This window comes from Streptomyces sp. NPDC017520 (assembly GCF_044329855.1).
GTDB lineage: Bacteria > Actinomycetota > Actinomycetes > Streptomycetales > Streptomycetaceae > Streptomyces.
The window spans coordinates 1-13,622 of the sequence record NZ_JBIRKB010000031.1 but is presented as its reverse complement, the minus strand read 5'-3'; the positions used below and the strand labels follow the sequence as shown (position 1 = coordinate 13,622).

At 69.9% G+C, this 13,622-nt stretch carries 11 protein-coding genes; 8 read left to right on the top strand and 3 right to left on the bottom strand.

Annotated features, from left to right (window positions below; translation table 11 throughout):
• The first annotated feature begins 1,042 nt into the window (after window positions 1-1,042).
• The 8 genes from ACH4KB_RS37250 to ACH4KB_RS37215 all read left to right on the top strand — a co-directional run bounded on the left by ACH4KB_RS37250 (window position 1,043) and on the right by ACH4KB_RS37215 (window position 9,861).
• On the top strand, window positions 1,043-1,822 hold the full coding sequence (locus ACH4KB_RS37250; RefSeq protein ID WP_398071434.1) for a transketolase-like TK C-terminal-containing protein: 780 nt from the start codon (window positions 1,043-1,045) through the stop codon (window positions 1,820-1,822).
• A 36-nt stretch (window positions 1,823-1,858) separates the two neighbouring features.
• Window positions 1,859-4,558 (top strand): glucose-6-phosphate dehydrogenase, encoded by a 2,700-nt coding sequence (gene zwf / locus ACH4KB_RS37245; RefSeq protein ID WP_398071432.1) that lies wholly within the window; start codon window positions 1,859-1,861, stop codon window positions 4,556-4,558.
• Between the two features lie 196 nt (window positions 4,559-4,754).
• Window positions 4,755-6,413, top strand: coding sequence for a glucose-6-phosphate isomerase (gene pgi, locus ACH4KB_RS37240; protein ID WP_398071430.1), 1,659 nt, complete (start codon window positions 4,755-4,757; stop codon window positions 6,411-6,413).
• On the top strand, window positions 6,397-6,594 hold the full coding sequence (locus ACH4KB_RS37235; RefSeq protein WP_398071428.1) for a hypothetical protein: 198 nt from the start codon (window positions 6,397-6,399) through the stop codon (window positions 6,592-6,594). The genes pgi and ACH4KB_RS37235 overlap by 17 nt, the downstream gene beginning before the upstream one ends.
• Window positions 6,595-6,843: 249 nt before the next feature.
• On the top strand, window positions 6,844-8,982 hold the full coding sequence (gene tap / locus ACH4KB_RS37230; RefSeq protein WP_398071426.1) for a telomere-associated protein Tap: 2,139 nt from the start codon (window positions 6,844-6,846) through the stop codon (window positions 8,980-8,982).
• Between the two features lie 2 nt (window positions 8,983-8,984).
• Window positions 8,985-9,542, top strand: a complete 558-nt coding sequence (gene tpg, locus ACH4KB_RS37225; RefSeq protein WP_398071424.1) for a telomere-protecting terminal protein Tpg — start codon at window positions 8,985-8,987, stop codon at window positions 9,540-9,542.
• Window positions 9,543-9,556: 14 nt separating this feature from the next.
• Entirely contained in the window at window positions 9,557-9,700 is a 144-nt protein-coding gene (locus ACH4KB_RS37220; RefSeq protein WP_165395936.1) for a hypothetical protein, read from the top strand.
• The gene (locus tag ACH4KB_RS37215) at window positions 9,691-9,861 is read left to right on the top strand and encodes a hypothetical protein (RefSeq protein ID WP_398071422.1); all 171 of its coding nucleotides are present in this window, start codon (window positions 9,691-9,693) and stop codon (window positions 9,859-9,861) included. Before ACH4KB_RS37220 ends, ACH4KB_RS37215 begins: the two co-directional genes overlap by 10 nt.
• 27 nt (window positions 9,862-9,888) lie before the next feature.
• Here ACH4KB_RS37215 and ACH4KB_RS37210 read toward each other — a convergent pair whose 3' ends face one another.
• From ACH4KB_RS37210 to ACH4KB_RS37200, 3 genes are all read right to left on the bottom strand, one after another.
• Entirely contained in the window at window positions 9,889-10,128 is a 240-nt protein-coding gene (locus ACH4KB_RS37210; RefSeq protein ID WP_398071420.1) for a hypothetical protein, read from the bottom strand.
• Between the two features lie 1,271 nt (window positions 10,129-11,399).
• A complete protein-coding gene (locus ACH4KB_RS37205; protein WP_398071418.1) occupies window positions 11,400-11,819 on the bottom strand; it encodes a helix-turn-helix domain-containing protein in 420 nt (139 codons plus the stop codon).
• A gap of 50 nt (window positions 11,820-11,869) precedes the next feature.
• Entirely contained in the window at window positions 11,870-12,517 is a 648-nt protein-coding gene (locus tag ACH4KB_RS37200; protein ID WP_398071416.1) for a hypothetical protein, read from the bottom strand.
• Window positions 12,518-13,622 lie beyond the last annotated feature (1,105 nt).

The window sequence follows — 13,622 nt, the reverse complement described above, 5'->3', positions numbered from 1 at the left end:
GGAGGGCGGCGACAGCACGGACGACGCCGGTGATCCGGGTGGTGACGCGACGGAGCTTCCGCGGGGAGCCGTCAGCATCTCGGGCCGTCCTCGATGTAGCGCATCGCGGTTCGGGGCCCGTCGGGTGCGGTGCCGGACGGGTTCATGCCGGGCCGGCGGCGAGGGACTCCGCCCACGTCGTGGCGGGTTGCCGTGGGTGGCCCTTCGAGCCGAGTGGCCGGGGCGGGGCGGGGCGGGGCGGGCCGGAGCCGGGTATGGGCAGCGATCACCGGCGGCCACGTCCACCGTTCTGCCGCTTTCGCCGTCCGTGTCGACCTTGCCCGTGACGACCGCGGTCTCGCGCTGGTCCAGGGTGGCTGACCTGTCGCGACACGGTCACCGTCACCGTCCGCTTCGCCGAAGCAGACACGGCGGCCGGTGTGCCGTCTTCGGCGCCGGCCTCGCGTCGCACCGCACACCCCGCCCGACCACACCGTCAGCCCGCGGACGCCGTTACGCGGCGGCACCCACGTCGCCGAGGGGCCCTTGTGCGGCCCGTGCCGAGGGGCCCTTGCGCGACCCGTCCCGCCCGAGACGGTAATTCTCCGCTCCTCTCCTTCTCTCCTCCTCTCCTCGACGCACTGCTGAGCGGACAGTTACTCGACGGTTCCTCGCCCGCGAGACGCCGCCCGTACATTTCTTCCCATGGATGACATGAAAGGCGCGGCATGAATTCCGTATCCACTGGCCTCGCCGTTTCCCGGGGGCCGGCGGCGAATCCCGCCCCCCTGCGCGAGGTCATGTCCCTGTTCGCGACCGGTGTCACCGTGCTGTCCGTCGGCGGGGAGCACATCCACGGCTTGACGGCGAACGCCTTCGCCCGGTCTCCCTCGCCTCGTCGTCCGTCCTGTGCTGCATAGTGCACAACGCGGTGATGCACGAGGCGATCACATCGGCCGGTCACTTCGGCGTTCCACCGGGAGGCCGTACCGGTGCTCCGACCGCCCTGGCGCCTTCCACACCCACTGGAGCGCGGACCGCACCGAAGAGAGCGCGAACTGACATGGCATCACACACCGCCACCCCCCTGACGTGGACCGGCCTCGACCAGCGCGCCGTGGACACCGCTCGCGTCCTGGCCATGGACGCCGTCCAGAACGTCGACCAGGGGCGCCCGGGCACGGCCATGAACCTGGCGCCCGCCGCCCACGCGCTGTTCCAGGGCATCGCCACGGCCGTGGGCATGGCGATGGCTGCCCGCTACGAGCGCGGCCTGTACGACCCGGAGGCGCCCGGCGGCGCCTCGGTGTTCGACCACATGATCTGGGCGATCGTCTCCGACGGCGACCTGGAGGAAGGCGTCCTTGAGGAGGCGTCCTCGCTGGCCGGCCCTCAGAGGGTGGGCAACCTGGTCGCGCTCCGGGACGACAACCACATATCGATCGAGGTCGACACCGCCACCGCGTTCTCCGAGGACGTGCCCAAGCGGTACGAGGCGTACGGCCGGCATGTGCGGCGCATCGCCGCGCAGAACACCCACCAGTCGTACGGTGCCGGGCTCGGCGCCGAGGAAGCCGCGGCCACCAAACGCGTGTTGCGCTCCCGCCCGGAGCTGGACTTCGAGGTCGAGCAGGTGCTCCCGCCCGCCGTGCGGGCCCTGGTGGCGGTGGAGGCCGGCATCGCGATGGGCTGGCGGGACCTGGTCGGCGACGCGGGCCGGATCGTGAGCCTGGAGCACTCCGGCGCCTCCGCCGACCACCGGGTGCCCTTCGAGGACTTCGGCATCACCGCCGAGGCTGTCGCCGAAGCCGCCCGCGCATCACTCGGCGCGGCCGACCACTGAAGCCCCCACCACGAGCTTCCTTACTCCGTACTGGAGATGCACGACATGACGAACATACTCGCGCGCCTCACCCACGAAGGCGTATCCATCTGGCTCGACGACCTGAGCCGCCGGCGAATCACCTCCGGCGACCTCGCCGAACTGATCGAGAACCAGCACGTCACGGGAGTCACGACGAACCCGTCGATCTTCCAGAAGGCGATCGGCGACGGCGACGGGTACCAGCGGCAGATCGCCGACCTGGCTGTCCGTGGCGTCAGGGTCGACGAGGCCATCCGCATGATCACTACCGCGGACGTCCGTTCCGCCGCCGACAACCTGCGGCCCGTCCACGTCGCCACCGGGGGGCGGGACGGCTGGGTCTCCATCGAGGTCGACCCGCGCCTGGCACACGATACCGAGGCGACCGTTGCCGAGGCCCGGCAGCTGGCCTGGCTGGTCGACCGGGAGAACGTCCTCATCAAGGTCCCGGCCACCGGGGCGGGCCTGCCCGCGATCACCGAGCTGATCGCCGAGGGCATCAGCGTCAACGTCACGCTGATTTTCTCCCTGCCGCGGTACCGCGAGGTCACGGACGCCTACCTGGCAGGCCTGGAGAGGGCGCGGTCGGCCGGCCTGGACCTCGGTGCGATCCACTCCGTCGCCTCGTTCTTCGTGTCCCGCCTGGACGCGGAGGTCGACAAGCGCCTCGACACGATCGGCGGGGCGAAGGCCGAGGCGGCCAAGGGCAAGGCCGCCCTGGCCAACGCCCGCCTCGCCTTCCAGGCCCACGAGGAGGTCTCCGCGTCCGACCGCTGGGCGGCGCTGGAGCAGGCCGGCGCCAACCGGCAGCGGCCGCTGTGGGCCTCCACCGGCGTCAAGGACCCGGCCTACAGGGACACCCTCTACGTCGACGAGCTGGTCGCACCCGGCACGGTCAACACCATGCCGGAGGCCACCCTCAGGGCCACCGCCGACCACGGTCGGATCACCGGCGACACCATCACCGGTACCTACGAGCAGGCACGGGCCGACCTCGACGCCGTCGAGCGGCTCGGCGTCTCCTACCACGACGTCGTCACCTTCCTGGAGAAGGAGGGCGTCGCGAAGTTTCAGGACGCCTGGGACGAACTCCTCGAAACCCTGGACTCCTCCCTCGACGGATCGGTCCGGAAGGCCGGTCGACGGATCGGTCCGGAAGGCCGGTATCCCGCGATGCCCCTTGTACCCGACACCCACCCGCCGTCCGCGGTCTCCGCGACCGCGGAGCAAACCGCGGAGCAAACCGCGGGCCCCGCCGGCCTGGTGTTCTTCGGCGTGACGGGCGACCTGTCCCGCAAGAAGCTCCTCCCGGCGGTCTACGACCTGGCCAACCGCGGCTTGCTTCCGCCGTCCTTCTCCCTCGTCGGCTTCGCCCGGCGCGACTGGACGGTCGAGGACTTCGCCCGCATCGTGCGTGACGACGTCGCCCGGTACGCCAGGACGCCGTTCAGCGAGGAGGTCTGGCAGCGACTCGTCACCGGCATCCGCTTCGTGAAGGGCGACTTCGACGACGACGAGGCCTTCGACCAGCTCCGCGTCACCCTCGAAGGACTGGACAAGACGCGGGGCACGGCAGGCAACTTCGCCTTCTACCTCTCCGTACCGCCCAAGTTCTTCCCCAAGGTCGTCCAGCAGCTGAAGAAGCACGGCATGACGGACGCCCCCGAAGGCTCATGGCGCCGCGCTGCCATCGAGAAGCCCTTCGGCCACGACCTGGCCACCGCCCGCGAGCTCAACGCGGTCGTGGACGAGGTGTTCGCCCCTGAGCAGGTCTTCCGGATCGACCACTACCTCGGCAAGGAGACCGTCCAGAACATCCTCACCCTGCGCTTCGCCAACGTCCTGTTCGAGCCGCTGTGGAACCGGTCGCACATCGACCATGTCCAGATCACCATGGCCGAGGACATCGGCATCGGCAGCCGGGCCGGCTACTACGACGGCGTCGGTGCCGCCCGCGACGTCATCCAGAACCATCTCCTCCAACTCCTCGCGCTGACCGCCATGGAAGAGCCAGCCTCCCTCGGCGCGGACGCGCTGGCCGCCGAGAAGATCAAGGTGCTGGGATCCGTGCGGCTGCCGGACGACCTCAGCACCACCGCCGTGCGCGCCCAGTACACGGCAGGCCCGCAGGACGGTGAACACGTCCGCGGCTACCTGGAGGAGGACGGCACCGACCCCGCCTCACGGACCGACACCTACGCGGCCGTCAAGCTCGAGGTCAACAGCCGCCGCTGGGACGGCGTCCCGTTCTACCTGCGGGCCGGAAAGCGGCTGGAGCGACGGGTGACCGAGATCGCCGTGGTCTTCAAGCAGACCCCATCCCTGCCGTTCGCACCCGGCACCGACCCGGGGGCCGGGCCGAACACCCTGGTCATCCGCGTGCAGCCGGACGAAGGGGTCACCTTCCGCTTCGCGTCCAAGGTGCCGGGCAGTACGGGGGAGGTGCGGGACGTGGCCATGGACTTCGACTACCGCGACTCCTTCACCGAAGCCAGCCCCGAAGCGTACGAGCGGCTCATCCTGGACGTGCTGCTGGGCGACGCCAGCCTCTTCCCCACCCGCGAGGAGGTCGAGCTGTCCTGGCAGATCCTCGACCCCGTCGAGGACCACTGGGACCGGCACGGCACACCGGCCTCGTACGCCCCCGGCACGTGGGGACCCGCCGAGGCCGACCAGATGCTGGCCCGTGACGGCAGGTCCTGGCGCCGCCCTTGAAGGACCGGACGTGAAGGACGGTCGCGCCCGCCTCGGTGCGCGGGCGGGCGCACCGCTTCTTCCGCCGGGCCCGACCGGGCCCGGCACATCACACCGAATGAGTGGACGCCGCCGGCGTGCCCGCCGAGGCACCGCCAGGAGCTGGCCCCGACGAGTGGCCCCCATCCCAACACCAGCAAAGCAGGAGAGCACCCTGATGTCCGACAACCACCCCGTCCCCGTTCCCGGCCCCCTGAGCGGGCAGCCCGAGCTGGCCGTCCTGGCCAAGCACCGTGAAGCCCTCGCGGACGCGCACCTGCGGGAGCTGTTCGCGGCGGACCCCCGGCGCGGCGAGCGCTACTCCCTCACCGTCGGCGATCTCCACGTGGACTACTCCAAGAACCTGGTCACCGACGAGACGCTGCGGTTGCTCCGGGACCTGGCCGGGGCCCGCGCCGTCACCGAGCTGAGGGACGCGATGTTCCGCGGCGACGAAATCAACACCAGCGAGCGGCGGTCCGTGCTGCACACGGCGCTGCGGGCCCCGCGCGACACGGTGGTCGAGGTCGACGGCGTCGACGTCGTACCGCAGATCCACGCGGTCCTCGACCGGATGGCGTCCTTCGCCGACGAAGTCCGTTCCGGCCGCTGGCTCGGGTTCACCGGCCGACGCGTCAAGAACATCGTCAACATCGGCATCGGCGGCTCCGACCTCGGCCCCGCCATGGCGTACGACGCGCTGCGCCCCTACACCGACCGCTCGCTGACCGTCAGGTTCGTCTCCAACGTCGACGGCGCCGACCTGCACGAAGCCGTACGGGACCTGGATCCGGCCGAGACCCTCTTCATCGTCGCCTCGAAGACCTTCACCACCGTGGAGACCCTCACCAACGCCTACGCGGCCCGCCGCTGGCTCCTGGGCGGCCTCGGCGACGACGCGGCGGTGCGCCGCCACTTCGTGGCCCTGTCCACGAACCGGGCGGGGGTGGCCGACTTCGGGATCGACACGGCGAACATGTTCGAGTTCTGGGACTGGGTCGGCGGACGCTACTCCCTCGGCTCCGCCATCGGCCTGTCCCTGATGATCGCCATCGGCTCGGACGCCTTCCGCGACATGCTCGACGGCTTCCACCTGATGGACGAGCACTTCCGCACCGCACCGCCGGAGGCCAACGCGCCCCTGCTGCTCGGCCTGATGGGCTTCTGGTACGGCGAGTTCTTCGACGCCCGCTCCCACGCGGTGCTCCCCTACTCCCATTACCTGTCCAAGTTCACCGCCTACCTGCAACAGCTCGACATGGAGTCCAACGGCAAGTCCGTGGACCGCGAGGGGCGTCCGGTGAGCGGAGAGACCGGACCGGTCCTCTGGGGCACGCCCGGTACCAACGGGCAGCACGCCTACTACCAACTGCTGCACCAGGGTACGAAGATGATCCCGGCCGACCTGATCGGCTTCGCCCGGCCATCCGCCGAACTCGGCGAACTCGCGGAACAGCATGATCTGTTGATGGCCAACTTGTTCGCCCAGGGCCAGGCCCTGGCCTTCGGCAAGACCCGGGAGGAAGTAGCGGCCGAGGGGGTCCCGGCCGAGCAGGTGCCGCACCGCACCTTCGCCGGCAACCGTCCCACGACGACCATCCTGGCCACCGGGCTCACGCCGTCCGTGCTCGGCCAACTGATCGCGCTGTACGAGCACAAGGTGTTCGTACAGGGAGCGGTCTGGGGCATCGACTCCTTCGACCAGTGGGGCGTCGAACTCGGCAAGGTCCTCGCCAAGCGCGTGGAGCTCGCTCTCACCGACGGCGCCGACGTACCCGGCCTGGACAGCTCCACAACCACCCTCATAGCCACGTACCACCGTGTCCAGGCGCGTTGACCCGCCCACAGCGCACGGGCACCTGATGAAGATCGGCATCGGCTCGGACCACACCGGCCATGGCTCGAAGCACCGCCTCGCCCGGCTCACCGCCCTCGGGCACGAGACCGCCGGCATCGGGCCGCACGCATACCGCCCCGACGCCGGCTACAGCCCGCACGTCGTCGAAGCCGCCCGGTGATCGCAGGGTGGAACGCCGCCGCGCCGCGGGGAGGCCAGGGGCCGCCCCAGGCGCTTGGGGCGCGAGCGGCGGCCTGAGCTTGTTCTTTATGGTCTGACCTGGTCACCATCGACGATGGTCCTCCATGAACGGCTGTTCGCTCTTGACGAGGTCTACTGACACAACGTTGACACGCTCTCGATAGGGTTAAATTTCCGAGTTAAACATCAGGCTAAAGTCTGCTACTGTTCGGGCAGGAGGTAGAGACATATGGCATCCGAGGAAGAGCTGTTCGCGAACATCGACGCCTTGCTGGAAGAGGAGCCGCAGCTCCCGCCCCCGGCGGAGCGTGCCCGGCTGCGTCAGGCCGCCGGCATCACCCAGGCCCGGCTCGCGACGGCGCTGAAGTCGACCGTGCAGACGGTGAAGAACTACGAGAACGGGCGCTCCGAGCCGAAGTCGCCGCGCCTGGAGGCGTACCAGCGGCTGCTGAACGGCTGGGCGGCGAAGTACCCCGCCCACGCCGCCCACGCCGCCCCCGCCACTCCTGCTCCGGTCGCCGCACCGCAGTCGGTGCCGGAGACGTTCGCGGACCCGGCCGTGCCCGAGGTGCGCGCAGCGGTGACCACACCGATGGAGGTACCCGCCGCCCCGGCCCCCGCCGCCCAGGCCACGCCCGCACGTTCCGCCCGTCCGGCGACGTCCTCCCGCCGTCCGGCGGCGAAGAAGGCGGCGAAGCCCGCGCTGGACCCGCGCTTCCCCAACGGCCCGCTGGCCGTGCTGGACGGTGATGGTTCCGCGTACGGAGTCGACGGCATCGTGCTGGACTGCCCGGCGACCACAGTCGTGGAGCTGGTGGAGTGGACGCTGCGCGAGGCCGGCCTCGGTGCGCCGAAGCTCCACCGCAACGGCAAGGACTCCGACCCCCTGATCGTGCTGACCGCGTCGGCCGCCGTCCAGCTCGGGCTGCCCGAGCGCCTGGAGGACCGCCGCGGGCTGCGCCTGGAGGAGGACCACCCGGTCGTCAAGCAGGTCACCAAGGCGAAGTGGCAGCTCACCCAGCGCGGGTTCGGCCCGTGGGCCCGGATCTACCGCAAGGCGACCGGCGCCCAACGCCAGTGCGTGCAGCTCGCGATCCTGCCCTGGGACGCCCTCGATGAGCGCTCCTGGCCCGGCGTGGCCGACATGGAGCCGCCCGCCATCGCCCAGGTCCTCGGCATCTACGCCCAGCGGGTCAGCACCCCGCGCGGCAGCACCGCCGTCTCCGGCCTCGAGCTGATGACCGCGCTGCGCCCGCCGACCCGGCCGGTGCGCGACGAGGAGACCGGCAACTGGGTCTCCGGCCACAACCCGGGTTCGCTGGGCACGCAGCCGATGGACCCGGCCCCGCCGGAAGGCCAGATCGAGCACCCGGCCGTCTTCAACATCGGCTGGAAGGGCGGCTTCCTCAAGGAAGAGGCGTTCCAGTGGGTGCGCTCGGTGGACACCCTGACCGATGAGGAGTGCCTGCTCCCCCACGCGGTGGGCCTCGACCTCAACACCGCGTTCCTCGCGGCCGCCGCCCGGCTCACCGTCGGCCTGTCCGAGCCCGACCACTTCGTGGCCCCGAAGTTCAACCCGAAGATCCCCGGGTCCTGGCTGGTCGACCTCTCCCACGTGGAAATCGACCCGCGCCTGCCCTCCCCGTTCACGCCGGACGGCGAGCGCCCGACGGGACCCGCCTGGTACCAGACGCACACCGTCGCCTACGCCCAGGAGCTCGGCTACAACGTCGAAATCCTTCAGGCGTACCTGCGCCGCGAGACCGGGGCGTACCTGGACCCGTGGCACGACCGGCTCAAGGCCGCCTACGTCGACACCCTCGCCGACATGGGCGTCACCAAGGACCTCACCGACGCCCAGTTCCTCGCGGCGATGGAGCAGCACAAGCAGGTCGACCCGGTGCTGACCGCCGTGCTCGCCGCGATCAAGGGCACCATCAAGGGCGGCATCGGGAAGCTGTTCGAGAACCCGCAGGGCAAGAGGCACAAGGACGGCGAGCCATGGCCGGCCATGATGCGCCCGACCTGGCGCCCCGACATTAGGGCTGCCGTCATCAGCAAGGCCCGGGTCAACATGCACCGCAAGCTGGCGAACATGGCCAAGATGACCGGCATGTACCCGCTGGCCGTGCTGTCGGACTGCGTCGTCTACCCGGCCCCCAGCGCCAGCCCGCTGGACTTCCTGCCCTACGCGGCCTCCGGCAAGCCGCAGCCCGGAGCCTTCCGCCTCGGACCCACCCCGGGCCTGGCGAAGCTGGAGGGCGTCCAGGAAATGGCGTGGGCGGTCGACCTGATGGAGAAGGGCCTCAATCCGGCCCGCCACATCAAGGGTGATGGCCACGACGCCGTCCTGGACGAAGGGAAGTGACCATGGGGGAGATCGAGGACGCCATCGAACGGGCCGACCGGGAAACCTTCACCCGTGAGCCCCCGAAGACGCTCAAGGGCCAGATCGGCTACCTGCTCAGGCAGATGGGCAGCGCCAAGGCCGTCGCCCAAGAGCTCGGCGTCACCGCCGACTCCGTCAACCGCTACCGGCGCGGGGCCCGCAAGCACCCCCGCGCCGACGTCGCCGCGAAGATCGACGACGCCGTACGCCAACGGTGGCAGCCCATGGTCCGCAAGCGCCGCCAGAAGCAGGCCGCCGCCTCCGGCGGGATCACGGTGGAAACCCGGGCCCGGTTCGGCTACACCTCCTCCGCCGGATCCACCGACGACGGCCGCTTCCGCCGACTCACCGTGAAACTCCCCGCCGCGTACGCGCAGCGCCTCTTCGACGCCCGTGACACGGGGGCCAGCGACCAGCAGATGCGCGAAATCATCGCCGAAGGGTTCAAGGAGGTGTATTTCCAGGACGGCGGCGGTCGCGCTACGGGACTGTCGGACGTGGAAATCAACGACATCGACTACCTGGATCTCGACTACTAAATTCGGAGCCCTTTATGGCGAGCATCAACTACCCGTATCCGGACCCGAAGAACGACGCCGAACGCGCGGCGAACCGCCAGGCCGCTGACGACTACCAGCGCCAGGAGGAGGAAGGCGCCGACTTCCTCGACTGGGAGAGGGAGCTGGAATGGCGCTGACGGAACTCGAGGCCCTCGCGGCCCGCGTGCGCTTCGACCTGGCGAGCGCCGGCTTCACCCCGGTGGCACCCGACCACGAGGACGACCCCGAAGGTGGCCTGCTCGTCCTCCACCACGAGGACCACATCGCCGTCAGCTGGGGTATGCACGACCGCTCATAGGCCATTTCCCCAGGTAGACGCGTCGTCCTATGAGGGTGTGAGGTTGTGAGGCGGAGCTCGCGCCCCGTGCTTCCGTACGCCCTGGCCGGCCCCGAGGACGATGGAGTCATGGGCACCCGCGACCAGGACCAGGACGACGTCGTCGAACCCGCGCGGCCGCCGCTCACCGCACAGCAGGCCCGGGAGGACACGGCCGGGCTGCGCGAGGCGATGGACGACGTCCGGCGCACCGTCGCGCTGCTCGCCGCCCAAGTCCGCGCCGCCCACGCCGCCCGCGTCTGGGCACCCCTCAGCTACAGCAGCTGGGAGTCGTACTGCGCCGCGGAGTTCGCATCAGCCGCGCCCAGGCGTACCGGCTCCTCGACGTCGCCCGCGCCCTGGCCGCGATCCACGACGCTGTCGCCGCCGACCCCGGGACGTCTCGCACGCGCGAGACAGCGACCCGGCCGCCGCGGCCGCGCTCGACTACGGCCTGTCCCAGCGCGCCCTGATCGCCGTCTCCGGCCGTACGGACGTCGTCGCGGGAAGGCCTCCGCCGCCCGTCGATCCGCCGACGGACCCGGCCGTCGCCGCGCTGCGCGCCGTCGTCCTGGCCCCGCTGTGCGAGCAGATCGGCGAGCCCCTCGAACACGGGCTCGCCGCCCGCCGCTACGCCATGTCCGGCGGCCGCCGCGCCCTGCACGGCACCGTCCTGTAGCTCACCGATCCCGGCCGCCCCTGTGTGGCACACAGTCCGTTTCCCCAGTTAAGCGAGCACGCTATGAGGCTGTGAGGTGTGAGACGACGGCCTGCGGCGACAGGGACGGCGCTGCTCCTGGTCGTGCTGCTCGCGGTGATGGAGCGGGCTGCTGCTCGATGGGCAGCGGAAGGTCGTTGCCGACGCCGGTGGGGTGCTGCTCGTCGTCCTGGTGGTGATGGTCGGGTTTCAGCCGGTGGCGTCGTGGGTGCAGCGCAGGATTTGCATGGGCCAGGCGGCACACGGGTGCCGCAGGGGTAGCAGGCCGGCCCCGGCCGGTGCAGCACGGCCAGATGCTGCCCGCTGCCCGCGACGCTTGCTGCAAGCCCAGATGGCAGCAGGTCGCCTTGCTGCTCCACGACAGCGGAGCCGGGGATCGCAGATCTGCGATGTTATGCGCGAGATCTATGCGCGGCTGCTGCATACAACGCGGTGCCCCTGCTGCTCGTTGGCTCTGCCACCTGGGGCTTTCCCCTCCAGGGGAACGATGTACGCACTCGCCGGGACAGCCAGCGCGTGTTCTGGAGAACCAGAACAAGACGGTTCCCTTGGTGATACCGTCCCGGCGGCCTGCACGCGGCTGACCTGCCATTTCCCCTGGAGGGGAACGATGTACGACCCCTGACCGCTGGACGTCGCCGCGCGTGTTCTGGAAAACCAGAACAAAACGGTTCCCCTAGTGATACCGACCTCGGCCCGCCGCTCGCCGTCCGGGAAGCGTGTACGGGCCAGGGGCATGCGAGCGGCGCCGCACCCTGGGGGTGGCGGCGCCGTGGCGTCGGGAAGAGCTCTGGAAGGCTGCTCAGGCGCTTTGCGCGAGGTTGGCGACCTGAGCGGCGAAGCGGGCCCGGCGCTGCTCGGTGAAGTCCTCTGCAGGCGTCGTGTTGATCTCGGGGACCGCCATCGCGGTACGGGCTACCCGGCCGCCGGTCAGGACGGGGTGGATCTGATAGTAGCCGCGGCGCAGGAGCCAGGCCAGGCCGGCCTCCCGCAGCTCCTTAAAGCCGCGGTTCACCGCGGGCTTCCCGGCTCCGAGCTCGGCGGCCATCTCGGCCTGGCTGATGCCGACGGCACCGTTGTCCGGGTCCTGGAGGGCCAGGAGGACATCGAGCACGCGCCGAGCAGTCAGTGAGATGTCCACGAGGGCGAGCATCCGCAGCGCGTCGCGGGTGAGCGTGATCGGCTCGTCGGACGGGGGGCCTGGTACGTAAGTGGTGCTCACGAGGGCCTCCTGATCGGTGTCGTCTGCCTCTGAGGATATGCCCGGCCGCGTCACGCGCTCGCCTGACGGAACGCCTGGCGCCGACGCGGCAGCGCCACGACCTTCTCCCGACGGCGGGCCGCCTCGGCTTCCTTCTTCACCTTCGCCCGCTCCGCGCGCCACTCAACGGGGTAGTCCGGCGCCGGGATGACGCAGGCCGGGCCGTTCGCGGCGTTCCACTCCTTCTGCCACTCCTCCTGCTCGGCGGAGGTGCCGGCCACCGTCAGCCACGGGTTCAGCTGGAGCACACCGGGCTTCGCGGTGCGCATCCAGCCGATGTGGTGGAAGAACTGCGACGGCTCGCTCACCGAGGCCGCGGACAGGCTGCACAGCTGCTGGAGGTCACGCTGGTTGATCCGGACGTACCCGCGCGGCGCCTTCGTCCGGTCCACACCGTGGTAACCCGGGTCCTGGGCGGCCACGAGCTTGCACCACACCTGGAACCAGCTGCCCGGCATCTTCATGCTGCCCAGCACGTCCATCAGCAGCCGGGCGTCCAGGACGTACCCCTTCAGCTGCGCCCTGACCGCGAACTCACGGCCCTTGATCTTCTCGACACTGACGACCATGCCGCCCTTGCCGTCCGACCGGGCGACAACGCGCTGGCCGGGCCGAACGATCGGCAGCTGCTCCATCAGAAGGTCCTCCAGGAAGATCATCGAGCGTTGGCCGAACGGTACCACTAGGGGAACCGTCTTGTTTCAGAGGACCAGAACAAACCCCGGTCCGGACGGCCCGCTGCGCCCTGGCGACTCGCCCGAGGTTTGTTCTAGATCTCCAGAACAAACCCGACCCCCTTTGTTCTGGAGATCTAGAACACGCCGTTTGGCGTTTGCCCAGGTCAGAGCGATTTTCGGGCGCGAGCGCTCTTAGGTGTTTGTAGTACGCCAACCCACCCCAAGCTGAGCCCGTCGATACATCGGTCACAGGCGGTCAGCGGCAGGCAGGCCGGGCGTGTCGCGCGGCGCCTCGCGGGTGACCGGTGGGGGCTGAGGCGGCTTCGCGTGCGGCTCTGTGAACGAGGCGCGGACCGTAGGCGGCAACAGCGGCTCTGAGTCTCGGGTGGTACCGGCCGCGACGATCAAAACCAGGGAAGCGTGGCTGGTCCCGGTGGATGGTTCCGCCACCCGGCCCTGGGGGGCCGAATGGCTCCGGCACCTCCGCACGCCGAATTCAAACTGTCCCATATCGGGCTTCCATTCGGTGGCTGAGCAATTCGAGGCCGCGCAATTCTGAATCCCACCGGTCGTTATTGGCCGACGTAGGGGTGGCGCGACTGGAGCCCAAAAGCTACACAGCATATTGCCTTGATGCATCACTCTCGTCGTCGGTTCGTTCACTTGGGTGATGCGTCATCGGATTCTGCCCCATCGTTGCGAGTTAGCATGCATGCTGGCGGGGTGTTGGTGAGCTTTACCCGTGCGGGTCTGAGGGTAGAAGGGTGGTCAGGGTGGAGCGCAGCGGAACCCGTCACTGCGGTGGGGTCGGCACTCGCTCCGGCCGATGGCCCGTCACGCTCGTCGCGGGGGTGGTGGCTGGGATTCCCAAGCCCTACACAGGTCCGCGCGTGATGCACCTCCCCTCTCGCCAGCTCCGGCGACCACGCTTGCGTGGGTGCCCCTAATTCGCGCTTGCGCGAATTGCCTTCGGTTATGAATTCCGCTTGCGGAATTCAATTCCGGCGCTTGCGCCGGAATGCGAATTGCGCTTGCGCAATTCGGTGCTCTATGCCCCGGCTTGCCGGGGCATATCCCGCTCCGCGGG

Excerpts from the sequence above, each read along its gene's own strand:
- ACH4KB_RS37250 (WP_398071434.1), top strand. The coding sequence starts at position 1,043 with ATGGCATCACACACCGCCACCCCCCTGACGTGGACCGGCCTCGACCAG.
- ACH4KB_RS37215 (WP_398071422.1), top strand. The coding sequence starts at position 9,691 with ATGGCGCTGACGGAACTCGAGGCCCTCGCGGCCCGCGTGCGCTTCGAC.
- tpg (WP_398071424.1), top strand. The coding sequence starts at position 8,985 with ATGGGGGAGATCGAGGACGCCATCGAACGGGCCGACCGGGAAACCTTC.
- ACH4KB_RS37220 (WP_165395936.1), top strand. The coding sequence starts at position 9,557 with ATGGCGAGCATCAACTACCCGTATCCGGACCCGAAGAACGACGCCGAA.
- zwf (WP_398071432.1), top strand. The coding sequence starts at position 1,859 with ATGCACGACATGACGAACATACTCGCGCGCCTCACCCACGAAGGCGTA.
- ACH4KB_RS37200 (WP_398071416.1), bottom strand. The coding sequence starts at position 12,517 with ATGATCTTCCTGGAGGACCTTCTGATGGAGCAGCTGCCGATCGTTCGG.
- tap (WP_398071426.1), top strand. The coding sequence starts at position 6,844 with ATGGCATCCGAGGAAGAGCTGTTCGCGAACATCGACGCCTTGCTGGAA.
- pgi (WP_398071430.1), top strand. The coding sequence starts at position 4,755 with ATGTCCGACAACCACCCCGTCCCCGTTCCCGGCCCCCTGAGCGGGCAG.